22 protein-coding genes are annotated in these 22,688 nt (G+C 62.3%); all 22 read right to left on the minus strand.

Going from position 1 to position 22,688, the window contains the following annotated elements; all coding sequences use genetic code 11:
* Positions 1 to 35: 35 nt before the first annotated feature.
* Positions 36 to 1,472: a group II intron reverse transcriptase/maturase gene (gene ltrA / locus G485_RS0112080; RefSeq protein ID WP_027091291.1), complete on the minus strand. Its 1,437-nt coding sequence runs from the start codon at positions 1,470 to 1,472 to the stop codon at positions 36 to 38.
* Between the two features lie 493 nt (positions 1,473 to 1,965).
* Positions 1,966 to 2,256: a hypothetical protein gene (locus G485_RS0112085; protein ID WP_027092776.1), complete on the minus strand. Its 291-nt coding sequence runs from the start codon at positions 2,254 to 2,256 to the stop codon at positions 1,966 to 1,968.
* 139 nt (positions 2,257 to 2,395) lie between these two features.
* Positions 2,396 to 2,749 carry a hypothetical protein gene (locus tag G485_RS0112090; protein ID WP_027092777.1) on the minus strand — a complete coding sequence of 118 codons (354 nt, stop codon included), beginning with the start codon at positions 2,747 to 2,749 and terminating at the stop codon, positions 2,396 to 2,398.
* 207 nt (positions 2,750 to 2,956) lie between these two features.
* Complete coding sequence (locus G485_RS0112095) at positions 2,957 to 3,937, minus strand: NAD(P)/FAD-dependent oxidoreductase (protein ID WP_027092778.1); 981 nt, start codon at positions 3,935 to 3,937, stop codon at positions 2,957 to 2,959.
* Positions 3,938 to 3,957: 20 nt separating this feature from the next.
* The gene (locus G485_RS0112100; protein ID WP_084423273.1) at positions 3,958 to 4,758 is read right to left on the minus strand and encodes an HAD family hydrolase; all 801 of its coding nucleotides are present in this window, start codon (positions 4,756 to 4,758) and stop codon (positions 3,958 to 3,960) included.
* Positions 4,727 to 5,890, minus strand: coding sequence for an iron-containing alcohol dehydrogenase (locus G485_RS0112105; protein ID WP_027092780.1), 1,164 nt, complete (start codon positions 5,888 to 5,890; stop codon positions 4,727 to 4,729). The genes G485_RS0112100 and G485_RS0112105 overlap by 32 nt, the downstream gene beginning before the upstream one ends.
* Positions 5,887 to 6,534: a DUF1349 domain-containing protein gene (locus G485_RS0112110; protein WP_051318218.1), complete on the minus strand. Its 648-nt coding sequence runs from the start codon at positions 6,532 to 6,534 to the stop codon at positions 5,887 to 5,889. Before G485_RS0112110 ends, G485_RS0112105 begins: the two co-directional genes overlap by 4 nt.
* Positions 6,531 to 7,352: a BtpA family protein gene (locus G485_RS0112115; protein ID WP_276203357.1), complete on the minus strand. Its 822-nt coding sequence runs from the start codon at positions 7,350 to 7,352 to the stop codon at positions 6,531 to 6,533. The genes G485_RS0112110 and G485_RS0112115 overlap by 4 nt, the downstream gene beginning before the upstream one ends.
* Before the next feature lie 61 nt (positions 7,353 to 7,413).
* Positions 7,414 to 9,033, minus strand: coding sequence for a gamma-glutamyltransferase family protein (locus tag G485_RS0112120; RefSeq protein WP_035155924.1), 1,620 nt, complete (start codon positions 9,031 to 9,033; stop codon positions 7,414 to 7,416).
* Positions 9,034 to 9,045: 12 nt separating this feature from the next.
* Positions 9,046 to 9,828: an SDR family NAD(P)-dependent oxidoreductase gene (locus G485_RS0112125; RefSeq protein WP_027092784.1), complete on the minus strand. Its 783-nt coding sequence runs from the start codon at positions 9,826 to 9,828 to the stop codon at positions 9,046 to 9,048.
* A complete protein-coding gene (locus G485_RS0112130; protein WP_027092785.1) occupies positions 9,825 to 11,357 on the minus strand; it encodes an FGGY-family carbohydrate kinase in 1,533 nt (510 codons plus the stop codon). Before G485_RS0112130 ends, G485_RS0112125 begins: the two co-directional genes overlap by 4 nt.
* Positions 11,358 to 11,387: 30 nt before the next feature.
* Positions 11,388 to 12,326, minus strand: coding sequence for an acetamidase/formamidase family protein (locus G485_RS0112135; RefSeq protein WP_027092786.1), 939 nt, complete (start codon positions 12,324 to 12,326; stop codon positions 11,388 to 11,390).
* 68 nt (positions 12,327 to 12,394) lie between these two features.
* Positions 12,395 to 13,294 carry a VOC family protein gene (locus tag G485_RS0112140; protein WP_051318219.1) on the minus strand — a complete coding sequence of 300 codons (900 nt, stop codon included), beginning with the start codon at positions 13,292 to 13,294 and terminating at the stop codon, positions 12,395 to 12,397.
* 20 nt (positions 13,295 to 13,314) lie between these two features.
* Positions 13,315 to 14,613, minus strand: a complete 1,299-nt coding sequence (locus G485_RS0112145) for a Rieske 2Fe-2S domain-containing protein (protein WP_027092788.1) — start codon at positions 14,611 to 14,613, stop codon at positions 13,315 to 13,317.
* A 93-nt stretch (positions 14,614 to 14,706) separates the two neighbouring features.
* Positions 14,707 to 16,038, minus strand: a complete 1,332-nt coding sequence (locus G485_RS0112150; RefSeq protein ID WP_027092789.1) for an ABC transporter substrate-binding protein — start codon at positions 16,036 to 16,038, stop codon at positions 14,707 to 14,709.
* Between the two features lie 87 nt (positions 16,039 to 16,125).
* Positions 16,126 to 16,956: a carbohydrate ABC transporter permease gene (locus G485_RS0112155; RefSeq protein ID WP_027092790.1), complete on the minus strand. Its 831-nt coding sequence runs from the start codon at positions 16,954 to 16,956 to the stop codon at positions 16,126 to 16,128.
* On the minus strand, positions 16,957 to 17,835 hold the full coding sequence (locus tag G485_RS0112160) for a carbohydrate ABC transporter permease (RefSeq protein WP_027092791.1): 879 nt from the start codon (positions 17,833 to 17,835) through the stop codon (positions 16,957 to 16,959).
* 694 nt (positions 17,836 to 18,529) lie between these two features.
* Positions 18,530 to 19,279, minus strand: coding sequence for a DeoR family transcriptional regulator (locus G485_RS26210; protein ID WP_084423275.1), 750 nt, complete (start codon positions 19,277 to 19,279; stop codon positions 18,530 to 18,532).
* Between the two features lie 82 nt (positions 19,280 to 19,361).
* A complete protein-coding gene (locus tag G485_RS0112170) occupies positions 19,362 to 19,715 on the minus strand; it encodes a Rieske (2Fe-2S) protein (RefSeq protein WP_027092792.1) in 354 nt (117 codons plus the stop codon).
* Positions 19,716 to 19,723: 8 nt separating this feature from the next.
* Complete coding sequence (locus tag G485_RS0112175; protein WP_051318221.1) at positions 19,724 to 20,827, minus strand: amidohydrolase family protein; 1,104 nt, start codon at positions 20,825 to 20,827, stop codon at positions 19,724 to 19,726.
* A gap of 323 nt (positions 20,828 to 21,150) precedes the next feature.
* Positions 21,151 to 22,068, minus strand: coding sequence for an NAD(P)/FAD-dependent oxidoreductase (locus G485_RS0112180; RefSeq protein WP_027092794.1), 918 nt, complete (start codon positions 22,066 to 22,068; stop codon positions 21,151 to 21,153).
* Between the two features lie 53 nt (positions 22,069 to 22,121).
* On the minus strand, positions 22,122 to 22,610 hold the full coding sequence (locus tag G485_RS0112185; RefSeq protein WP_027092795.1) for an RrF2 family transcriptional regulator: 489 nt from the start codon (positions 22,608 to 22,610) through the stop codon (positions 22,122 to 22,124).
* Positions 22,611 to 22,688 lie beyond the last annotated feature (78 nt).

Here is a 22,688-nt window from a genome sequence, read left to right on the forward strand (position 1 = left end):
AATCGAGTAGGAGGAGGCGCCTAGCCTCCGTCCTCTCACACCACCGTACATGCGGGTCCGCATACGGCGGTTCCAAAAGGGTAACAAAGCTCCATATAACGAGTAAGCAAACTTTTCAGCCCTTTCGCTTCCCAATAGGAGGTCGGGAGGGCATTGTTTGTGTTTCGAGACATTTCCCATGCTCCTCGCCTGGAATAAGCCATCACGCGGCCTGCCCATTCTGGGACCCCAAGTGCTCGGAGCTCTCGGATTCGGGTCCGTACCCGTTTCCATTGCTTCCACAGGCACATGCGCAGTCTGCGGCGAATCCACTGGTCGAATTTCTCGCAGTGACCTTTCGCCGAAGCTAGTCGGAAATAGCCGATCCAGCCGATCATGTAGCGGTTTAGTTGCATAATCCGGTTTTCCATAGACATTGATCGCGTTCGGTTCGTCAGCTCTCGTATTCTCTCCTTGAATCGCGAGATGGTTTGTGGAGCTAAACGAATCGTGGCTTTCTTGTCCCTCAGGAAACTGAATCCGAGGAACTTACGGTTCCAAGGGCGATCGACCGCGCTTTTCTCTCGATTCACTTTCAGTTTCAGCTTTCCTTCTACAAAGCGTGTTACCGAATCCATGACGCGTTCACCCGCACGTTTACTGGCAACGAAGATATTGCAGTCGTCCGCGTAGCGGACAAATCGCAACCCTCGTTCCGTTAGCTCTTTGTCCAAGTCGTCTAGCAGAATGTTCGCTAAAAGCGGGCTTAGTGGTCCGCCCTGCGGCGTACCCTCTCCCGTTCTCTCGAACACGCCATTCGCCATGACCCCTGCGTTTAGATAGGCTCGAATAAGCTTTAGGACACGCTTGTCCGTCACTTTTCGGGCTACCCTTGCCATGAGCATGTCGTGGTTCACTCGGTCAAAGAACTTCGCTAAATCCATATCTACGACCCAGCGAAAGCCTTCTTGAATGTAATGCTGTGCTTGTTTTACCGCGTCATGTGCTCGCTTCCCGGGGCGGAAGCCATAGCTATGCCTCGAGAAACCAGCATCGAAGATCGGGTTCATCACTTGCAGAAGGGCTTGTTGAAGAAAGCGGTCCATCACGGTCGGGATGCCGAGCAGCCTTACGCCGCCTCCGGGTTTGGGGATTTCCACCCGTTTGACGGGCATGGGTCTGTAGGTTCCCGCGAGAAGTTCGGTCCTCACCGTCTCCCAGTGTGTTTTCAGGTAAGCTTGTAGATTCGCTACCGTTACACTGTCCACACCGGGCGCTCCTCCGTTCTGCACCACTCGCTTGTAGGCGAGCCTAAGGTTATCTCCTTTGAGCATTCGTTCTAACAAGTCGTTATTCGCTTCGCGAGAGGAAGGGGCGACTTGTGCCGACGAAGAACTCGGCACTCCGGCATACCCTGACGGCTTCACCGCTTCTCTTTGCCGCAAGCTCCCTTGCGGGATATTCTGCTGTCTTTGCTCTTCATGCGAACGCATCGGTTTCCTCTCTCCTTTCGGTTCAGCCCTTCCGGTTTCCGGCGTCCCGTACTCCCGTACTATGGCCTCTGCTGACTCCTGTAGATTCAGCGCGGCTTCTCAGCCGCGGTTACGAAATGATTTCGCGTATTCCACAGGCCTCCCCAGATAAGAACGTCATCTTTCTGCCCGCAACCACTCCATTTACACAGATAGCCTTTGGCGACTTTGGATTTCGTCATGTCGTGGTGACTCATCCGACTATCTCTGCCTCAGATGGAGTTTGTGTCCCTTGGCTCGTGCATTTGCCTCCAGCTTCCTTCAGATTCCACCTCACGGTGGACACCCTTGCTCTTGGCTAACGGTAGGCGTTCGCCAGCCCCCGTTCGGGACTTTCACCCTAGAGATGACGCCCATGCTGGGCGTACACGCAAAGTCCCCAAGCGGCCGCTGCGCTTGGGGACTTCCCTTCAAGGCTTCGAACGAGCCGCCCGCTTCCGCGGAGCTCGCCAAGCTATTGCCTTACGGCGATATCGTACTTCTCGGCAACCGTGTGAATCAAGTAATTCTCGACATGTTGGAAATCCCCGAGCTTGTCGCTGGTAATGACGATCGGTTCTTCCATCCCCAGGACCGAGATTCTGATCGCTTGCACCTCGACGGTGCGGAACAGCTTGCGTACCGGTTCCGTTACCTTCTCCAACCGGTCGATCTTCATGTACTCGATCGTCCTGGGCGACTTCTCCTTCTCCAGCGTGAGCACCATTTCTGTCGCATCCAAGTTGACATCCGCCGCTTTAAGCATGATGAATGTCCTCCTTTGATTGCCCCGGATAGGGGCTCAGAATGATGGGCTTTCTCCAACGCGATTACGGAGAAAAGACATTCGGGCGATCGCGGTCCATCGGGACCGCTGGCCATAAAGACGCGTTCGGCGCGCGCCCTTACGGGCTTTGCGGGCTCGCTTCGGGCGAAGCCGCCGGGCTCTCGAGAGTGCCCGCGTCCGCGGCGCCGCTTCCCGTATCGCTGCCTGCATCCGCGGCCCCGCCGACCGCGGCGTCGCCTGCGTCGCTTCCCGCGGCGCCGCTGTCCGCCGACGCGCCCGGATCGATCGAAGCGCCCGCCGAGGCGCCCGCGTCTCCGGCCGGAGCCTCGGATGCGGAGCCGTCGTCCTGTTGTATGTTATCCGTGCTCATCCCGTCTGCAGGCGCGTTCTCGTTATTGTTGGAACATCCGGCAGCCATCAGCAGTACAACGCCGAGCAACAGAGCTAGCAAATAAGAGAATCCTCGTTTCATATGCAGTACCTCCTTAAATCTGGTTGAAATGGATGCGCTCCTCGACTTGAATCTCTCCCCCTTTCTTACGAACATCATACCGCACTCTCGTTAAAAGGTTGCCAGATATGAGAGAATATTCACGTTTCTCATGAAACGCCGGAAACGCCAAAAAGGCGGCGCGGGGATGTCCGCATCCCCCGCGCCGCCCGTCTCCCGCGCGAGCCGTTACCGCTTCATGTTGCTGCTGTGACCCGGCGACAGCTTCGCGCCCGGGTCGATATACGTCTTCGCGTTGTTGACCGCGGTGGCCGCTTCGCCGAAGCCGACGACGATCAGCTTCAGCTTGCCGTCGTAAGCGGTGATGTCCCCGGCGGCGAAGATGCCCGGGACGTTCGTCTCCATGCGGGAATCCACGAGGATCGAGCCGCCGTCCATGGCCAGCCCCCACTCCATGATCGGACCGGGCTGGGACACGAACCCGAAGCTGACGATGACGTCGTCCGTCTCCAGCAGCTCCCGCGCGCCGGTCGAGGCGTGAACGAGCGTCACCCGCTCGATCCGCTCCTCGCCTTCGAGCGCGCCGATCTCCCAAGGCGTCTTCACGCGGACGGCGGATGCCTCCAGCCGCGTAATGCTGTGCTCGTGGGCCCGGAACTTGTCCCGCCGGTGAACGAGCGTCACCTGGCCGGCGATCGGCTCCAGCATCAGCGCCCAGTCGACGGCGGAGTCGCCGCCCCCGCTGATCAGCACGCGCTTCCCCCGGAACCTCTCCAGGTCGGTGACGGTGTAGTGCAGGTTCGTCCGCTCGTACTTCTCGGAGCCTTCCAGCCCGAGGCGCTTCGGGCTGAAGACGCCGATGCCGCCCGCGATAATGACCGCCTTCGCGTACAGCGTCTCCTTGTCCGTCGTCACCTCGAACTTCCGTTCCTCGAGCTTCTTCACCGACAACACCTGCTCGTCCAACCGGACGTCGATCGGAAAATGCGACATCTGCTCCGCGAGCCCGTTCACGAGCTCCTGCGCGGTCACCTTCGGGAATCCCGCCACGTCATAAATGTACTTCTCCGGATACAGCGCCGCGAGCTGTCCTCCCAGCTGCGGCAAACTTTCGATCAAAGTGACGGAAGCGTTGCGCATCCCGCCGTAGAAGCAGGCGAACAGACCGGCCGGTCCTCCGCCGATGACGATCAGATCCGAATCTCTCATCGTTGTCTCCCTCTAGCGCGTCAAAGTCGTTCCCCTATTGCCTCGATCTCTTCCAGCGAGCCGACGATCTCGTCCGCGAAGGGCCGCATCTTCTCCCGCATCGCGGGATCGTCGGGAATGCCGATGCCGATGCAGCCCGCGAGCCGGGCCATCTGCACGTCGACGAACGAGTCGCCGATCATGACGATCCGTCCCGGCGCGGCGCCCGTCCGATCCGCGATCAGCTCCAGCATGTCCGGATGCGGCTTGCCGCGGCGAACGTCCGCCGGCGTCACGATGAACGCCAGGTCGTCCGCCGCCGCGAAAAGGCCGATCGAGGCGACCGTGCGGTCCCGGTCGTCGGAGGTTGCGATTCCGAAGCGGATGCCCGCTTCGCGCAGCCTGCCGAACACGCCGGGGAAGCCCGGCTTCGGCTGCAGCGCGTCCCGCACGCGGAATTCGCGGTCCGCCCGCTCGAACACGGCCGCCGCCGCGTCTCTGCACGCTCCCCAGTCGCCGCCGCCGTGCTTCTTCAGCAGCGAGGCGGTGACGACGATCTCCTCCTGCGGCGACGCCAGCGCGAAGATGCCGTTCGGATCGGCGCCGGCGATGCGCCCGTCCTCTTCCCGAACGCCGAACAGCTCCAGCCATTCGCGGAGGCCCGACGGCCCGACATGCCGCGACAGCTCGCGCAGCCGGACCTCCGCCAGGCGCTTCCAGAAATATTGGGAATCGAACAGCAGTCCGTCCTTGTCGAAGACGACGACGTCCGCGTCGATCCGCCTCCCGTTCACCCGCAGCGCCGCCAAGTCAGAGCGCCAGCCGATAGATGGCCAGCACATCCTCCCGTCCCAGCTGCTTGACGACGCCGAACGGCCCTCTCGCCATCGCCTTGTCCGCCATCTCCTCCAGCCTCTCCTCGCCGATGCCGAAGTCCGCCAGCCGGCTCGGCGCCCCGATCGACGTCCAGAAGGCGCGCAGCGCGCGGACGCCTTCGAGCGCCGTCTCGCGGTCCGTCTTGCCCGCCGGGTCGATCCCGAACACGTGGACGGCCATCCGCTTGAACCGCGCCAGGCCGTCGTCCAGCACATGCTCCATCCAGCAAGGGAACAGGATGGCCAGCCCCGCGCCGTGCGCGATATCGTAGACCGCGCTGACCGCGTGCTCGATGTTGTGCGTGGCCCAGTCGCCCGGCGTGCCCATCGCCAGCGTCCCGTTCAGCGCCATCGTGCCCGCGTACATCATCGTCTCGCGCGACTCGTAGTCGCTTAGATCGTCCAACAGCTTCGGCGCGGTCTCGATCACGGTGCGCAGCAGCGATTCGCAGAAGCCGTCCTGCACGGGCGCATTCGGCGTATGGTGGAAATATTGCTCGAAAATATGCGACATGATGTCCACAATGCCGTTCACTGTCTGGTCGCGCGGCACCGAGTAGGTGAACTCCGGATCGAGGATGGAGAACTGCGGATGGTTGAAATGCGCGTACCAGCCGTTCTTCTCCTTCGTCTCCCAGTTCGTGATGACGGATGCCGCGTTCATCTCCGAGCCGGTCGCCGCCAGCGTCAGCACCGCTCCGTACGGGAGCGCGCCCGGCGCATACAGCTTCTTGCAAATAATGTCCCAGACGTCGCCGTCGTACTTGGCGCCGACCGCGATCGCCTTGACGCAGTCGATGACGCTGCCTCCGCCGACGGCGAGCAGGAAGTCGATGCCTTCCTTCTTGCAAAGGTCGACGCCCTTGTGAACCGTGGACAAGCGCGGATTCGGCTCGACGCCGCCGAGCTCGAACACCTCGGCCCCGGCCTCCTTCAATTGCGCCATCACGCCGTCGTAGACGCCGTTGCGCTTGATGCTGCCGCCGCCGTAAGCGACCAGCACCTTCCGGCCGAACGGCTTCAATTCCTCGGCCAGCCGGCTCAACGTCCCTTGGCCGAAGATCAGCTTCGTCGGGTTCATATGCACGAATTCATTCATTGTTCTGCGCCTCCTCCGCCGCTCTGCGGCGATACGATCCTGACATCCCCCGCGCCGTTCTCCCGTATCTCGAACGAGTGGAACGTCGCCGTGCAGCCGTCCGCGAACGGTGCCTGCGCCACGAGCCCCACCTTCACTTCGTCCGGGACGTCCAGGCGGAAGTACCGCACCAGCTCCCAGTTCGCACCGTCGTCGGAATAGTGGAATGCGAAGCCGTTCCCGGAGCGCGCCGCCCTCAGGTACGGAGCGTCCGACGCCGCCGCCTTGCCGTTGCAGTCGTCCGATCGCGACCGGGTAACGACGGTGACGATGGTCGGCACCCGGTTCATGTATTCGAAGCAGATTTTCGCCCAGTTCGAGGTGTCGGCCATGATCATCAGGCAGCCGGAATCGCATGGGGCCGCCATCTCGACGCCGAGCCGCGCGACGGCGACGAAGTCCCCTCGGACGGCGGCATACAGGAACGGGGCGGTGGCGACGACGGTATCGGCGCCGGGGTCGTTGAAGAAGTCGCCCCGGGCCGGGGCCGTCATCCGCAGGCGTCCGTCCCGCACGCTCCAATCGCGCGGCTCGTTCATCCACCGCAAGCCGGCGTCCGCCGGCAGCGCCGAGCCGTCCGGCAGCGCTTGAAGCCGCTCCGTCATTGGACCAGCACCCCGCGGAACGCCTTCACCTTGTCCATGAACGCCTTCACGCGGTTCACGTCGACGTGGTTCTCGAACTTCCCGTCATACTTGAACGTCGTGCCGACGACCGCGCCGTCGGCGATCGCCAGCTGCCGGTCCACGTTGTCGAGCCTCATGCCCGTATTCGCCAGCACGACGGTGTCCGGCACCGTGTCCTTCACCCGCTTCAGCAGCGCCGAATCCGTCTCGGCCCCCGCCGTCAAGCCGGACACGCACAGCGCGTCGGGACGGTTGTTGAACACGGTCGAGCGCGCGATGCTCTCGATCTCGCGGCTCGCCATATACTGCGCCGCCTCCGGCACGATGTTGAACAGCAGCTTGACGTCCGTCGCGCCGATGTGGCGCTGATGGCGGACCGTGTCGCCGACGTTCGTGTTCCACATGCCGAAGTCGCTGGCATAGACGCCGGTGAAGATCTCGCGGACGAACCTCGCCCCTGTCGCCGCGGCCAGATCGAGCGACTTCTTCGCGTCCCACAGCACGTCGACGCCGAACGGAATGCGGATATCCGGCATCAGCTCGCCGATGATGCGGGCCATCGCGGCCACCGTCTCCGTGCGGACGTCCGTCAGATACGGCAGGCTGAATTCGTTGGAGAACATGACGGCGTCCACGCCTCCGTCCTGCAGCGCCATCAAGTCTTTTCTCGCCCATTCGATGACGTCCTCCATCCCCTTCGCCGGATCGTAGTGCGGATCTCCGGGCAAAGCGTTGAAGTGGCACATCGCGATGATCGCCTTCTCGGTTCCGATAACATCCTTTAACCAGCTCATCATACGCACGCTCCTTGTTTATGGAATCGGTTACGCAGTTGGACCTCGCGGCCCCTTGCCGCGCCTACCAAGCGGCGACCGCGCCGTCCGTGCGGGGATCCGTCCCCCCGGTCAGCACGCCCGTCTCCGGGTTCCGCCAGATGATCTGCCCCCGGCCGAACAGACCGGGATTGTCGCCGACCGCCACCTCGTGGCCGCGCCGCCTCAGCGCCTCGGCCAGCTCCTCCGGGAACGAAGGCTCGACCAGCACGCGCTTGCCTTCGTCCCACCGCCAGCGCGGCGCGTCCAGCGCGGCCTGCGGGTTCATCCGCCCGTCCAGCGAGTTCACGACGACCTGGAAATGCCCTTGCGGCTGCATGAACGCGCCCATGACGCCGAACGGCCCGATCGCTTCGCCGCCCTTCGACAGAAATCCCGGAATGATCGTGTGATACGTTCGTTTGCCGGGCTCAAGCGCGTTGCGGTGCGCCGGATTCAGCGAGAACGAGTGGCCGCGGTTGTGCAGCGCGATGCCGGTGCCCGGCACGACGAGGCCCGAGCCGAATTCCATGTAATTGCTCTGAATATAAGAGACCATGTTGCCGTCCCCGTCGGCCGTGCACAGATAGACCGTCCCGCCGGTCGGGATCGGCGGCGTGCGGGGCTGGAACGCCTCTTCGGCGATTCGCCGCCGCTGCCGGTCCGCATACTCCTCGGAGAGCAGCCAGTCGACGGCGCCTTCGCGAAGCTTCGCGGGATCGGCGATCTCCTCCAGCCCGTCCTCGAACGCCAGCTTGATCGCTTCGATCTGCCGGTGCGCGAAGCGCGCCGGATCGTCCCCATCCGTGTCCAGTCCTTTGAAAATGTTCAGCGCCATCAGCGTCACGATGCCTTGGCCGTTCGGGGGAAGCTCCCAGACGTCATAGCCCTTGTAACGGGCGCTGATCGGCTTCACCCACTCGGGCGCGTACCGCTCCAGATCCGACCTGCGCAGGAATCCGCCGGTCTCCCTGGAGAAGCGGTCGATGCGGTCCGCCAGCGCTCCCCGGTAGAACGATTCGGCCCGCGTCTGTGCGATCTCGGCCAACGTGTCCGCGTGCCGCGGCGACGACCAGATGTCGCCGGGCGCAGGCGGCGCCCCGTCCGGCAGGAACAGCTCGCTCCATTGCTCGAGCAGATGCTTCGGGAATTCCCGCACATGACGCTCGTAATTCAGACGCCAGAAATAGCTGAGCGTCGGCGACACCGCGAAGCCTTCGCGCGCATAGCGGATCGCCGGCTCCAGCAGGTCGCGGAACGGCAGCCGCCCGAACCGCTCGGACAGCTCCGCCCATGCGGACGGCGTCCCCGGCACGTTCACCGGATGCCAGCCGTACTTCGGCATCTCGGCGAAGCCCTGCTCCTTCAGCTTGCCGATGGAGATCGCTTCCGGCGCAGGACCGCTGGCGTTCAGGCCGTGCAGCTCGCCCTTCATCCAGACCAGCGCGAAGGCGTCGCCGCCGATGCCGTTGGAGGTCGGCTCGACGACGGTCAGGCACGCGGCGGTCGCGACCGCCGCGTCGACGGCGTTGCCGCCCTTCTTGAGGATGTCGAGCCCCGCCTGCGCCGCCAGCTGCTGGGAGGTCGCCACCATGCCTTTTCTGCCGTAGACGGCCGTTCTTCTGGAAGCGTGCGGGTAGCGGAGCGCGTCGAACTCGATGCCCATGTCCATCCTCCTCTACAGCAGATGCGCGCCGCCCGTGACGTCCAGCGCTTCCCCGGTGATGAAGTCCGCCTCGTCCGACGCCAGGAAGCAGACCGCCTTCGCCACGTCCTCGGGCTCCTGAATGCGGCCGAGCGGCGTCAGCCTGACGTACTCGTCCTTCACTTCCTGCGGCGTCATCCCGCGAAGCTCCGCTTCCCACACCAGCTCCCGCTCCTGCATGCTCGTCTTCACGAAGCCGGGGCAGACGCAGTTGACGGTGACGCCGAAGGGTGCGAACTCGACCGCCGCGCTCTTCGTGAAGCCGACGACCGCCCACTTCGACGCCGCGTAGTGCGCGAGCAGCGGCGTGGCGCGCTTGCCCGCCATGGACGCCGTGTTGATCATCCTGCCTCGGCCGCGCGCCTTCATATGCGGGAATACCGCCTGGGTGAAGAGGAAGACGCCCTTCGTATTGACGCCGAAGTTGAAGTCCCATTCCTGCTCGGTCAAATCCTCGATGCGGTTCATCGTCGATACGCCCGCGTTGTTGCACAGAATGTCGATGGCCCCGTGCTCGGCGACGATCGCTCGCACCGCCGCCTGCACCTGCTCCTTGTCGGTCACGTCCACGGCGACGAAGCCGTGCTTGCCGGCCGCGACGGCGGGCAGCGATTCGGCGGCCGCCCGGGCCGCTTCGCCGTTCAGGTCGCAGACGACGACCGCCGCCCCGGCTTGCGCCAGGCGGACGGCGATGCTCTTGCCGATGCCGCTGGCCGCGCCGGTGACGACCGCTACTTTCCCTTGCAGGTTGCTCATCTCGTTAGCTCCTCCCGGTGCGTCGCCTTCCCGTCGTAAAGCTGCCCGACGGAAGCGAACAGTGGTTTCAGCTGCGTATACAGCGATCGGTAAATGGCGTATGCCTTGTCGTAAACGGCCGCCCGCTCCGGGTCCGGCCTGAAATCCCTGTAGTCGGTTAGAAAATGTCGGATTTGTTCCCACCGCTCGTAGACGCCCGCCGACTTGCCCGCCAGGAAGGCGACGCCGAGCGCGGAGCCCGGATGGGACGGATAGGAGCGAATGTCGGCGTTCAGCACGTCCGCCGCGATCTGGCACCAGAACTTGCTCTTCGCGCCGCCGTTCGTGGCCAGAATCCGCTTGGGCTCGTAGCCCAGGCCGTGAATGACTTCGATATGGTGGCGGAAGCCGTAGATGACCGATTCGAGAATGGCCCGGAACAGGTGCTCGCGCTTATGGGCGAGGCTCATGCCGAACAGGACGCCTCTCGCTTCGGGATCGAAGATCGGCGTCTTCTCGCCCAGGAAGTACGGCAGAACGATCAGCCCGTCCGAGCCGGGCGGAACCCGTTCGGCGGCGCGGTCCAGCCGGGCGAACAGGTCGGGGGACTCGTCCTGCAGCAGCTCGTTCGAATACCATTTGACGAGCGAGCCGCTCGACGCCATGCAGCCGTTCAGCAAATATTTGCCGGGGTAGACATGGTAGTCGAAGAACAGTTCCGGCGCCGGACGGATCTCGTTCAGGCAGTAGAGGATGTCGCCCGCGCCGCCGAACTTGATCAGCAGCTCCCCCTGGTCGAGGATGCCCGCCGCCAGCGTCGAAGCGATATGATCCGCGCTTCCCGCGATGACCGGCGTGCCCGCCTTCAGCCCGGTCATCGCCGCGGCCTCCGCGGAGACGCCGCCGATGACTTCGGCCGATTCCTTGACCGCGGGGAAGACGGCCTGCGGCAGGCCCAGCATCGCGAGCTGCTCGCCGAGCCACTCGCGGCGGCGGATGTCGAACAGGCCGCTCTCCACCGCCCAATTGATCTCCAGCGCGCGAACGCCGGTCAGCTTGTAATTGATATAGTCGTAGGAGCCGAGCACGGTCGCGATCCGCGGCCACAGCTCCGGCTCGTGCTCGCGAAGCCAGAGCAGCCGCGGCAGGACGTGCTGCTGGTTCGTGAACCCGCCGGTCGCCGCGAACAGCTTCTCCTGATCGAGCTCCCGCTTCAGCCGCTCGATCTGCTCGGTCGCCCGCGCGTCGTTCTGCTGAATGCTGTTGCGCAGCGGCTCGCCCCGATCGTCCAGGAGCACGATGGCGGGCACCATCCCGCTCACCCCGATCGCGCGGATGCCGTCCTTCGCGTCGGGCACGGCGGCGAGCGTCTCGCGGACGACCCGCACCGCGTTGCTCCACCATCGGCCCGCGTCCTCCTCCGCCCAGCCGTGCCGCGGGGACAGCAGGTCGTGCGCGGCGCTCGTCTGGTAGACGATGCGGTCCTCCGAGAGCAGAATCGCCTTCACGGCGGTCGTGCCGATATCGATGCCAAGCGCGTAAGAGGACATCTGCCTCACCTCATTCGTTCGTATGACCTCTTATGCCGTGATGACGGACGTGTCGAGCAGCCCGTGAACGCCCTTGATACCGTTCACCGCCTGGGTGACGCGGAAGTCGCAGCAGATGCTGCACAGCCGGTAAGCCTCGCGGCGGCTAAGGCCGTACTGTGCCTCCAGCAGCCCGATCATCTGGTTCGCGCTCGCCTGAAGCGCGCAAGCCCAATCCTCGTCGAAGCCCATGCTGACGAGCGTCGAACCTTTGCGCGCATAGGGCCACGTCTGCCCGGTCCCCCGGATCAGGTCCAGCTTGAACTGCCCTTCCAGCGACGTCTCGATGGCGGTCACGTCGATCTCGCCGTCGCCCTGCGCGCCGTGCCCGTCGCCCGCGTAGAATAGCGCCCCTTCGCGCATGACCGGCAAATACAGCGTCGCGCCCTCTGTCAGCTCCTTGTTGTCCATGTTCCCGCCGTACCGGCCCGGCGTGACGCTCGTGATCCGGCCCCAATCCTCCGGCGGGTTCACGCCCATGATGCCGAAGAACGGCCGCAGCGGAATCGACGCGCGGCCGAGGCGGCCGTACCGGCGCTCCTCGTCGTACGTCACGATCGCGACTTCGGCGTCCTCCATCTCGTTGTAGAACAGCCCCGACATCGGCCCCATGTAGTTGAATCCGTAGGGGGCGTCGACGCGAATCCGCTCGATCCCGACCGCCAGCGTGTCACCGACGGCCGCTCCCTTGACGGCGACCGGACCGGTCAGGATGTGAACGCCCGGGCCGTGGTCCGTCACCGTCGCGTAAATCTCCCGCAGCGCGTCCGGAATCCATTCGCGCGGCACCGCGTCGTCCGGCGTGCCCGAGACGGAGCGCAGCAGCACGGAATCGCCCGGCTCCACCTCGAGCACGGGGCGCTGCGCTCCGCCGATGAACCCCCAGACGACCGTCTCGGCGGACGGGTCTAACCGATGAAGCTTGGACATCATGCTCACCTCTCGTCAGGATCGGGATGGTTCCGGATATCTATGAATCAAAGCTTTATTTTCCGTCGTTACAGAATGCCGCAGGTGGTCAGCCGGACGCCGATGCCGAACGGATCCCGGAAGTACCAGCCGTCGCCGCGGGTCTCCGCTTCGATTGACCAGACTGCCAGCTTCTCGAGAATGCGTTCGATATGTCCGGGGTCCGGATTCACGATGGTGAAATACCGGAGTCCGGTCGCCCGCTCCGGCGTCGGCGGCGCGTTCGCGCCCGCCCAGAGGTTCAGGCCGATATGGTGATGATACCCGCCGGCGCCGGCGAACAAGGCGGACGAGCCGTAATGAAGCGTCGTGCCGAAGCCGAGCAGACCGCAGTAGAACGCTTCGGCCAGCCGCAGATCGCCCACGTGCAGGTGCACGTGCCCGACCCTCGTGCCGACGGGCAGTCCGCTCCATTCGCCGTCCTCCGCTTCCCGCAGCAGGCCGGCGCCGTCCAGCGGATCGGCCGACATGTAGATCTCGCCGCTCTTCATCCGCTTCCATTCCGTCCGGTCACGGTCCCGGTAAATTTCGATGCCGATGCCGTCGGGGTCGGTCAAGTACAGCGCCTCGCTGACGTCGTGATCCGCGGAGCCGACCCGAACCTGCGAGCGGATCAGATGCTTCAGGACATTGCCCAAATCTCTTCGGTTCGGGACGAGCAGCGCGAAATGGTAGAGGCCGCTGTTCCTTCCCGGAGGCAGAACGAGCGCGTTCGGCACCTGCTCCAGAACGACGAGCGGGTAGGCGCCGTCCGCCGTCATCCTTGCCGCGCCGCCGTAGCGGTTCAGCACGGACAAGCCGATCGTCTCGGTATAGTACCGCACCGACCGCTCCAGATCGCTTACCTTCAGATGGACCGCTCCCATCTCGGTGCCGGCATGCGCCGCCGCGGACGGCAGCTTCGCCCCAGTCGGCTGCGTCCAGGTCATGAGGATCCTCTCCCTTGCCTTCAGTTGGTGACGGGCTTATCGGTCTTGACCGGCGAGAACGCCGGATTCAGCGGACAAGCCTCCTTCCACGGAATGCCTCTCGGCGCGATAACGCCCTCGCTGTAAATCTTGTCCATCGGGATGCTCGGATCGAGCGCCGGCGGAAGCTCGCCCCTCTGCAGCATCTTGATGGACTGCAGCACCATGCGCCGCAGCGCGATGACGCCGACGTCGCTCGTGCCGAGATGCTCCTTCGAGCGGTCGACGATCGGCCCCATGCTCTCCGTCACCGCATGGTCCTGGTTGCTGATGCCGAGGATGCCGGAGAAGTTGCCGCTGTCCATCAGCGAGCGGTCCTGCTTGTAGTTGTTCTCGCGGTTGTAAATTTTCCTGTAATTCTCGTCCACCCACAGGCCGCGGCGCTCGCGCTGCGTCTCGTGGTTGAGCGGCCGGTCGAGCGTGAAGTGCACGTCGTACGACCAGGTCGTCGTGTCGTCGATCGGCACGTAGGCATGGAATAGATGGTCTTCCTCCGGCATCCGCGGGGTGAAGGCGAACGACGGCATCACGATCGGCGCGTCGAGAATGAACTGGTCGGCATCCTCCGACGTGTCCGCCTGGCCGACGAACATGTTGCGGAACCCGTACGTCGTCGGCTGCACGCTGAGCAGCGGGTTCCGGGACGTGACGAGCGGATGCGACGGGTTGATGCCGAGAGCCGTGCTGAGCGCCCCTTCCTTCATATCCTGCTCCTTCAAGGCGAGATGGGCGAACGCGGCGTGCATATAGTCGATCTCGTTCTCCCAGATTTGCATGAAGTTGCACTCCTGGTACACCTTGGCGACCATTCGGTGCGTCTCCGGCAGCGACGTCCAGATGAAGTTCGGCGGCGGCGGCTGCAGCGCCGGATCGCCCATATAGGTCCAGGCGATGCCGCCCGCCTCGTGAACCGGATAGCTCTTGTTCTTGATGCGCTCCTTGAAGCGGCTGAAATCCGGCTCCGAAGGCATGTTCGTGCAGGAGCCGTCCGTATCGAACGCCCAGCCGTGGTAAATGCAGGTCAAGCCGCAATCGTCGTTGCGCCCGAGCGTCAAGGAAGTGCCGCGATGCGGGCAGAATTCGCCCAGCAGCCCGATCTTGCCTTCCTTGTTGCGATAAGCGACCAGCCGCTCGCCCAGCAGCTTGACCGGCACCGGGGCGCCGCCCGGCTTCAGCTCTTCGGACAGCAACGCGGGCAGCCAATACCGGCGGAACAGGTCGCCCAGCGGCGTTCCTTCGCCCACCCTCGTAATCAGTTCGTTGTCCTCACGCGACAGCATCGTCGTATCCTCCTTCGCTTCCGCGCCCTGCGGGCCGATCGCCGGGCGGAGGCGGCGCGGGGGCCGCCTCGCCGACGACGCTTGGCGCGGCCGTTATTTGTTCAACTTGTCCCAGTCGGCTTGCATCTCTTGCAGCGTTCCCTGCTTGTCCAGCTTGCCGGCCAGCATCTTGATCATCGTGTTGCCCCATTCGGTCGTCAGGCCTTCCGGGTATTTCGGGTATTGATAAGACAGGTACTTGCCTTCGTCCAAATAATCCTTAATGCCGGCGCCGATCGATCCGAGGCTGGCGTCGTCCGTCTCCAGCCCCTTCAGCACCGGCAAATAGCGGAAGTCCTTGACATACCAATCGCGAGCTTCTTGCGAAGATTCCAGCCAGTTGATGAATTGCTCCGCTTCCGGCTTCACCTTTGAGTCCTTGTTGACGACGAGGTAGGAAGACACCTGCACGAACACCTTGTCGTTCAGCGCGGCGTCGTCGTTCAGCGGGGTGCCGAAGACGCCGACTTCGAAGTTCGGCTGCGCTTGGTCGAGCAGCGGCTGCGAGCAGGAGCAGCCGAGCGTGATGGCGCCCGCGCCCGCCGCGAAGTCGGTGATCATGCCCGTGTAGTCGATCGAGAGCGGATTTTTGCTGGCGTGCTCGTACTGCAGCTGGAACAGATCCAGCATGTCCGAGAAGAGCGGGTCGTCCGTCAGCTTCGCGGCCCCGGACTTCAGATCGGCCAGGAACTTGTCCGGATCGGGGTGCTTCGCCACCGCGTTGTTCGTCTCGAACACGCCGGGCACGTAGAAGTTGCTGTAATCCGGCACGAACGCCTTGATGCCCGCCGCTTCCAGCTTCGCCACGGCGTCCTTCAGCTCGCTGAACGTCGTCGGCACCTTCGCAATGCCCGCTTTGGCAAAGTAATCCTTGTTATACATGAAGCCGTAGCCTTCCATCGACAGCGGGTAGCCGTACACCTTGCCGTCCTTCGTTATGCCGTCCAGCGAATGATCCAGCACGTCGCCTTGCCAAGGAGCGCCGGACAGGTCCTCCAGATGATCGGCCCATATATCCAGGTCGGTGAAGCCGGCGTTCGTGAAGATGTCCGGACCCGCGCCCGCGGCGAATTTGGCCTTCAGCGCCGTGCCGAAGTCGCTGCCCTGCGTCACTTCGATGTTCAGCGTGATGTTCGGATTGGCCGCTTCGTAAATTTGCTTGAGCTTGTTCAGCGCGTCCACGCTCTCGGAGCGGTTCAGGAACAGGTTAAGCGTTGCTTTCTTCGCAGATGCAGAGGGAGAGGCGGCTCCGGATGCGGATGCCGATTCGGCTGACGATGCGGACGAGCCGCCGGCGGCATCGTTCTTGCCGCCGCATGCGGCGAGGAACAGCGCCAACGCTACTACCAAAGCCATGACAGGTGCTGCGGACTTCCATTTTCCCATTCGTTTCTCCTCCAATTCATCCCTATTCCGTATTTTTCTTCTATCTATATAAGGAGCCGAAGAGCCGGGAGAGATAGGCGCGTCCGCTTATCCCTTGATTCCTCCGCTCGATATACCTTCGATAATGTGGCGCTGCAGCAGCAGGAAGAAGGCGACGGCCGGGGCAAGCGCCATGACGATGCCCGGAAGCGCGACGTCCCATCGCTTCATGTACTGGCCGAACATCGTGTTAATCGCCACCTGGATGGTATGCTTCTCGGGACCTTGCAGCAGAATCATCGGAAGCAGGAAGTCGTTCCAGATCCAGAGGGCGTTCAGGATCAGCACCGTCGCCGTAATCGGCCGCAGCAGCGGGAGGACGATCCGGAAGAAGACGCTGTAGATGCTGGCGCCGTCGATCAGGGCCGCTTCCTCGATCTCGTACGGCAGCGCCTTGACGAAGCCGTGGAACAGGAAGACGGCGAAGGCGAGGCTGAGCCCCCAGTAGGCGTAAATGATGCCGAACAGGCTGTTGATCAAGCCGAACTCGCGGAGCACCTGAACGAGCGGGATCATGATCGCGTGGAACGGTATGACCATCGAAGCGACGAACAGCCCGAACGTCGCGTTGTTGAACCGGCCGGGCCGGCGCACGATCTGGTAGGCGGCCATCGCGGCGAACAGCGTCACGCCCAGTATGCTGAAGACGTCGATCAGCAGCGAGTTGAGGAAGACCCGCGGGAAGTTCAGCACCGACCAGGCCGTCTTGTAATTCGACCAGATGTATTGCCTGGGCAGCGAGCCCGTGTGCATCAGAATGTCGTTCATCGTCTTGACCGAATTCAGGATCGCCAGAACGAGCGGATACATGAAGAGGAGCGCGGCCGCGGCGAGCAGCCATTCGGTCGCGATCAGGCGTTTGCGCGCTTGCTGTCCCATTTAGATCTCCACCTCCCTGCGCTTCGTCAGGATGACTTGAACGGATGTAATGACAACGACGACGCAGAAGAAAATGACGGCTTTCGCGGAGCCGAGACCGAAGTTGCTGTTGCCGAAGGCTTCCTTGTAAATATTCATCGCGACGGACTCGGTGGACCCATACGGTCCGCCGGACGTGAGGGAGAAGTTCAAATCGAAGATTCGCAGCGTGGAGCTGATCGTCCAGAAGAGGCAGATGGTGATCGATGCCATGATGAGCGGAAGCGTGATCCTGGTAAGCATCTTCCAGCCGCCGGCGCCGTCGATCTGCGCCGCTTCCCGGATCTCCTGCGGCACGCCGGCCAGTCCGGCGATGTAGATGACCATCACGTACCCGAGTCCGTGCCAGACGCTGACGATGACGAGCGACCAGAAGGCGGTATGCTCGTTGCCGAGCCAAGCGATCTTGAACAGATGCCAGTTCGTCGCGGCCCCGATCGCCCCGAAGCCCTTGGTGAAGATGAAGTTCCACAGAAATCCGAGCACGAGGCCGCCGAGCACGTTCGGAATGAAGAACACGGCTCGCCAGGCGGTGCGGAAGCGGAGCTTCTTCGTCAGCAGGAAGGCCAGCCCGAAGCCGATCAGATTCATCAGCACCGCTATGGCGAAGGTCAGCCGGATCGTGAACCAGAAGGAGGCGGCGAAGTCCGGATCGTGGAGCAGCGTTGTTCGGTAATTGTCGAACCCGACCCATCGATAAACCGTCGAGACGCCGTTCCAATCGGTCATCGAATAGTACAGCCCAAGCAGGAACGGAATTAGGATCATCGTTACGTACACCACGATTGACGGGCCCATAAATGCGGACTGGCGGAGCGCTTCGAACATCTTCTTCCTCATGGCATCCCTCTCCCAAAGCCGTTCTAGTTATATTTAGTTACCGGTTATGTAATTATATATAACACATTTCATAGATAGATTATAAGATACGTTTCAGTTTCAGTCAATATCAATCATTCAAAAATCATTTTCAATCATAATTTGTTCATTAACTCCTTAAAATCGATTAGTTTTTTCCATTCGTTCTATTTTTGTCCTCCATTTTCTATCAAAACGCCAAGGAAAGCCCTTACGTTTGCGTCATCCGTTGGTTATATTTCATAACACGAACGAGCAGAGCCAAACCCGCCCACCTGCGTAGAGGCCGGTGTGCGCAGCGAATGATGCCGGGCTCGTCCGCTATTTTCTCGCAAAACCAGATACAAGGAGGGAAGTCGAGGGAATTGGCGGTCCGCGAGAGCGCTATGGGTGCGAGACACGGGGATCGCGCGAATTAGCGGTCAGTGAGGGGACTTATTCGTGCGGGACAGGGGGAATTGAGCCAGCATGCCGATCTCGCCTGGGCGAGACGGCCTAACGGGACCGGAGGCAGCGCGCGCCGCGAAATCATCCGGACGACCCGGTTAACCTGCGCACGCGTCGCATCTATCGCGCCCCATCCGTCAGTCGCCGAAAAAAAAGACCTCCGCCGCCGGCGACCGCAGCCTTGAACAGGCCCCGATCCCGCGGGCAAAGATCTTCTCTCAGCCTTTCGTCAAACCATCGTCAGCTTGCCTTGAAACGCCAGCTCTTCCGCCAGCGGAACGCCCGGCATCTCGTTCGTCACGATCTCGTCGATGTCGGCGTAGTCGCACACCTTCACCAGAGAGGTGACCCCGTATTTCGAGCTGTCCACCAAAGCGACGACCTTCTTCGAGCGTTCGATGAGCGCCCGCTTGATCTCCACTTCTTCCAGGGCGAAATCCGTCGGCCCCTGATCCTTGCAGAAGCCCGCCAATCCCAAATAGAAGCGATCGAAATTGAACTGCTTGATCGTCTGGATCGCGATCGAGCCGACCATCGACATCTCCAGCTTGCGGAAGCCGCCGCCGATCACGTAAATATTGTGTTGGCTTCGCGACAAGATCGAGGCAATCTGAAGCGAATAGGTGAAGATGGTGAGCCCCTTCTTCTTCAGCAGTTCCTTGGCCAGCGCCGCATTGGTCGTTCCGACGTCCAGCGCGATCACTTCCCCTTCCGCGATCTGCTCCGCCGCATGCTGAACGATCCGCTGCTTCAAATCCACATTCTGGCTCAGCCGCTGGTTGAACATGGGCTCCACGCCGAGTCCGGGCAGCGAAGCGCCGCCCCGCCTCCTGAGGATCAGCCCCCGATTCTCCAGTTCCACCAGGTCTCTGCGGACCGTCGCCTCCGACACCTGAAGAAGATTGACCAGTTCTTCGACTGACAAGGGCGATTTCTTACCGAGATGATGTAAGATCTCCTGCTCCCTATTCATCGACATATCGACTGCCTTTTTCCAATTTTTGTTCTAACTATAACACAAATAAATTTGCCCGAGCACCCCTCGCGCACCTCCGGCGGGATCAATAATGAATGACGACGTTGCCGTCCTCGATCGTCACTTCGAAATGCTTGACGCAAGCGCGCCGATCTTCGAACAGCGCCTGGCCGCTGGTCACGTCGAACTCCCAACGGTGCCAGGGGCAGCGCAGCACCGCGGCTTCCTTGCCGTATACGTATTCGCCGACGCCGGAGGGCAGGGTCGTCCCCGTCAGCTCCCCATCGGACAGCTTCGCCCCTTGATGCGGGCACGTATCCATCAGCGCGCTGTAGTCGCCGTTGCCCATTCGCACGAGCACCACCGAGCGCTTGCCGACCTGAACAGCCATTTTCTGCCCGGGAACGAGCGCCTCCGAGCTGCACACGATTTGTCTCATCGGAACCTTCACCTCGCAGCCTTCGGAGAATCCGGCAATTGATAGAAGTTCTTGGCGTTGTCGTAGAAAATTTTGCGCTTCAGCTCCGGCGAGAACGTGGTCGGCAGGCTGCGCAGCGGCGAATCGAAGTCCCAGTGCGGGTAGTCGGTGGAGAACATCAGCAGCTCGTCGCTCTCCATCATCTCTACCATCCGCAGCATAAACTGCGGATTCGGATCCTCGATCGGCTGGGTCGAGAACCGAAAGTGCTCCTTGACGTATTCGCTCGGCAGCCGCTTCACCCACGGCACCTCGACGCGAAGCGACTTGTAGTTGTGGTCCATCCGCCACATGAGCGACGGCAGCCAAGTGAAGCCGCCCTCCAGCATGGCGATGCGGGTGCCCGGATACTTGTCGAACACGCCGTTCAGAATCAGGTTGACGACCGTGCCCATGAACGCTTGCGACAGAATCGTATGCCATTCGATGTAATAGCGCGGCTGGCCGAAGCCCGTCGTCACCGAGTTGCCCTGGTGCATCCCGACGACGAGATTCTTCCGCTGGGCCGCCTCGTAGATCGAATGGTAGAACGGATCGCCCAGCGGCACGCTGCCGATCGGCAGCAGCACCTGCACCATCTGCGGATGGTCGCCCCACTTCTCGATCTCGCGCACCGCCAACTCCGGTATTTGCGGCGCGACGTGAATCGAGCCGAGGAACCGGTCGTCCTTCTCCAGCCAATTCCGAACGTACCACTCGTTATACGCGGACGCGAGCGCCCCGGCCAGCTCGAACTGCGCCTCCATTGTCGCCGGATAGAACAGTCCGGTCAGAATGGCGTAGTCCATGTCGTACCGGTCCAGCAGCTGCTCCTTCAGCACCTGGTAGTCCGAGCCCGGCACGTTGCCGTTCGGGAGCAGCGAGTCCAGCCTCGAGCCTCCGATCGGGTGCGTATACTTCAGCTCGCCCCAGCCCGTCCAATGCTTCATATAGCCGAGGAAAGGCTCCTTCATATAAGGAAGCAAATCCTCGATGGATACCATCCGTTCGTGAACGTCCGTATCGATAATCGGAAACGGCGCAGGTCTGACTCTCTTCCCTTCCGATGTCTCATCGGTCGGCGCTGTGGTCATTGGAGCTCCTCCTCTGCTTCGCAAAATCGGCCGGGTTAATGTCATGTTATGCAATATAACGTACATGAACCCGAAATACCGTCTTCGTTAAGGCTATTATAGATTTTCAATCAATTTAAGTCAATAAAAATCACATTACGATCAAATTGAATCAAAAACCCACATCAACCGCCCATAATTAGGAAAATATTGTCCTATATAAAACGATTGGTGTCACCTATATTTACGCAAAACAAACGCACCGGACCGGACAATGCCGATCCGACGCGTCTGCCGTCATGCCGCGCTCCGTTCGATACGCCTCCCCTCGCAGCCCCCTTCGTTCACCCGTTCCGGCTCCACGCCTCCAGGTTCAGCTCGTTGTTCATCGCCGCGGCGGCCATCGAGCCCGCCGAAGCGGCGGCGATGGCCTGGTGCATCCGCGAGGCCGCGTCCCCAGCGCTATAGACGCCCGGCACGGTCGTCTTCCCGAAGCCGTCGACGACCACCGTCCCCGCTTCCGTCACTTCGCATCCGATCGCCCGGGGCAGATCCGATCCCGTCGTCAGCTCGGGCTTAAAGAAGATGCCCCGGCACGGAATGGCTGTTCCGTCCTCGAGAACGACTTGCCGCACGATTCCGTCGCTGGAGTCGATCGACCGGATCGGCGATTCGTGAACGGGCACCCCATGCCGGCGAAGCTCCTCGCGCTGCGCGTCCGTCAATTCGTCCGGCCCGTTCGCGCAGACGGCGAAGCGCTTCGTCCATCCGGAGATCAAGGGGGCGAAATGCATGAGCTCATGCCCCCTGTTGATGACGACAAGCGACTCGTCCCGCAACTCCCAGCCGTCGCAATACGGGCAGACGAAGGCACTCTTCCCGTAGACGTCCGCCAGCCCCGGGATGTCCAGCGGCCGGTCCTTCATGCCGACGGCGAACAGCAGCTTGCGGCTGACGACGGTCGCGCCCTGCGCGGTCGCCACTTGAAAACGGCCGTCCTCTCCCGCGACCGACACGACCGCATCCGCCACGAAGGTTACGGACGGGTAAGCCTCGAGCTGTTCCTTCGCCAAGCGTCTGAATTCGCCCGGACTGACGCCGTCGCGCGTCAGAAATCCGTGGGTCTCGCGCGTCACGGCATTGCGGGGCCGGCCCTCGTCGATCACCGCCACCCGCTTCCTCGCCCTCCCCAGCACGAGCGCCGCGCTCAAGCCTGCCGGTCCTCCGCCGATAATCGCCGCATCGAGAAGCTCATGGTCCATAATCATAACCTCCATGGATCTTTAATGTCCATAATTAAAGCGCAAGAAGCTCGTCACTTCCTGCCCGCGGTTCGGGAGCGCTCGCGGGAAGCCGCGGCGTCCAGCAGCGACTGGATCGTATGCTCCTGCAAGTATTGATGCAGGTGCCGCTCGGCCCCGTCCATCACCTGCTTCACCAGGCATTCGTCGCTGTCCGGAAGGTCCCCGGCGGGTTCGGAGCCCGACTCCTCGGCCAGCATTCGATGCTGCCGGGAATTCGCGTTCGAGCATTCGAACAGCCGCTGCCGGCCTTCGATGACGCGGACGACGTCGAGGAACGTAATCCGCCCGGGCGGCTTCGCCAGCTCGTAGCCGCCGTTCGCGCCCGGCACGGCGCGGACGATCCCATCCTGTCTCAGCTTGGACATGATCTTGGACAGGTAGCTCTCCGAGACGCCGAGCGAAGCGGCCAATTCCTTGATTCCGATGTTGTCGCGCCGCCGCGTATGCGCCATATGAAGCAAGGCGTGCAAGGCGTAGTCGGTGCTTTTGGAATACTGCATGCTTCCTCGATCCTTCCCTCTCCGCGGTCGCTCTTATTATGGATATTCGATATCCATAATAAACGATCGGGCGGCGCA

Source organism: Cohnella thermotolerans DSM 17683 (assembly GCF_000429825.1).
GTDB classification, from domain to species: domain Bacteria; phylum Bacillota; class Bacilli; order Paenibacillales; family Paenibacillaceae; genus Cohnella; species Cohnella thermotolerans.

Excerpts from the sequence above, each read along its gene's own strand:
- ltrA (WP_027091291.1), bottom strand. The coding sequence starts at position 1,472 with ATGCGTTCGCATGAAGAGCAAAGACAGCAGAATATCCCGCAAGGGAGC.
- G485_RS0112085 (WP_027092776.1), bottom strand. The coding sequence starts at position 2,256 with ATGCTTAAAGCGGCGGATGTCAACTTGGATGCGACAGAAATGGTGCTC.
- G485_RS0112090 (WP_027092777.1), bottom strand. The coding sequence starts at position 2,749 with ATGAAACGAGGATTCTCTTATTTGCTAGCTCTGTTGCTCGGCGTTGTA.
- G485_RS0112095 (WP_027092778.1), bottom strand. The coding sequence starts at position 3,937 with ATGAGAGATTCGGATCTGATCGTCATCGGCGGAGGACCGGCCGGTCTG.
- G485_RS0112100 (WP_084423273.1), bottom strand. The coding sequence starts at position 4,758 with ATGTGCTGGCCATCTATCGGCTGGCGCTCTGACTTGGCGGCGCTGCGG.
- G485_RS0112105 (WP_027092780.1), bottom strand. The coding sequence starts at position 5,890 with ATGAATGAATTCGTGCATATGAACCCGACGAAGCTGATCTTCGGCCAA.
- G485_RS0112110 (WP_051318218.1), bottom strand. The coding sequence starts at position 6,534 with ATGACGGAGCGGCTTCAAGCGCTGCCGGACGGCTCGGCGCTGCCGGCG.
- G485_RS0112115 (WP_276203357.1), bottom strand. The coding sequence starts at position 7,352 with ATGATGAGCTGGTTAAAGGATGTTATCGGAACCGAGAAGGCGATCATC.
- G485_RS0112120 (WP_035155924.1), bottom strand. The coding sequence starts at position 9,033 with ATGGGCATCGAGTTCGACGCGCTCCGCTACCCGCACGCTTCCAGAAGA.
- G485_RS0112125 (WP_027092784.1), bottom strand. The coding sequence starts at position 9,828 with ATGAGCAACCTGCAAGGGAAAGTAGCGGTCGTCACCGGCGCGGCCAGC.
- G485_RS0112130 (WP_027092785.1), bottom strand. The coding sequence starts at position 11,357 with ATGTCCTCTTACGCGCTTGGCATCGATATCGGCACGACCGCCGTGAAG.
- G485_RS0112135 (WP_027092786.1), bottom strand. The coding sequence starts at position 12,326 with ATGTCCAAGCTTCATCGGTTAGACCCGTCCGCCGAGACGGTCGTCTGG.
- G485_RS0112140 (WP_051318219.1), bottom strand. The coding sequence starts at position 13,294 with ATGACCTGGACGCAGCCGACTGGGGCGAAGCTGCCGTCCGCGGCGGCG.
- G485_RS0112145 (WP_027092788.1), bottom strand. The coding sequence starts at position 14,613 with ATGCTGTCGCGTGAGGACAACGAACTGATTACGAGGGTGGGCGAAGGA.
- G485_RS0112150 (WP_027092789.1), bottom strand. The coding sequence starts at position 16,038 with ATGGGAAAATGGAAGTCCGCAGCACCTGTCATGGCTTTGGTAGTAGCG.
- G485_RS0112155 (WP_027092790.1), bottom strand. The coding sequence starts at position 16,956 with ATGGGACAGCAAGCGCGCAAACGCCTGATCGCGACCGAATGGCTGCTC.
- G485_RS0112160 (WP_027092791.1), bottom strand. The coding sequence starts at position 17,835 with ATGAGGAAGAAGATGTTCGAAGCGCTCCGCCAGTCCGCATTTATGGGC.
- G485_RS26210 (WP_084423275.1), bottom strand. The coding sequence starts at position 19,279 with ATGTCGATGAATAGGGAGCAGGAGATCTTACATCATCTCGGTAAGAAA.
- G485_RS0112170 (WP_027092792.1), bottom strand. The coding sequence starts at position 19,715 with ATGAGACAAATCGTGTGCAGCTCGGAGGCGCTCGTTCCCGGGCAGAAA.
- G485_RS0112175 (WP_051318221.1), bottom strand. The coding sequence starts at position 20,827 with ATGACCACAGCGCCGACCGATGAGACATCGGAAGGGAAGAGAGTCAGA.
- G485_RS0112180 (WP_027092794.1), bottom strand. The coding sequence starts at position 22,068 with ATGGACCATGAGCTTCTCGATGCGGCGATTATCGGCGGAGGACCGGCA.
- G485_RS0112185 (WP_027092795.1), bottom strand. The coding sequence starts at position 22,610 with ATGCAGTATTCCAAAAGCACCGACTACGCCTTGCACGCCTTGCTTCAT.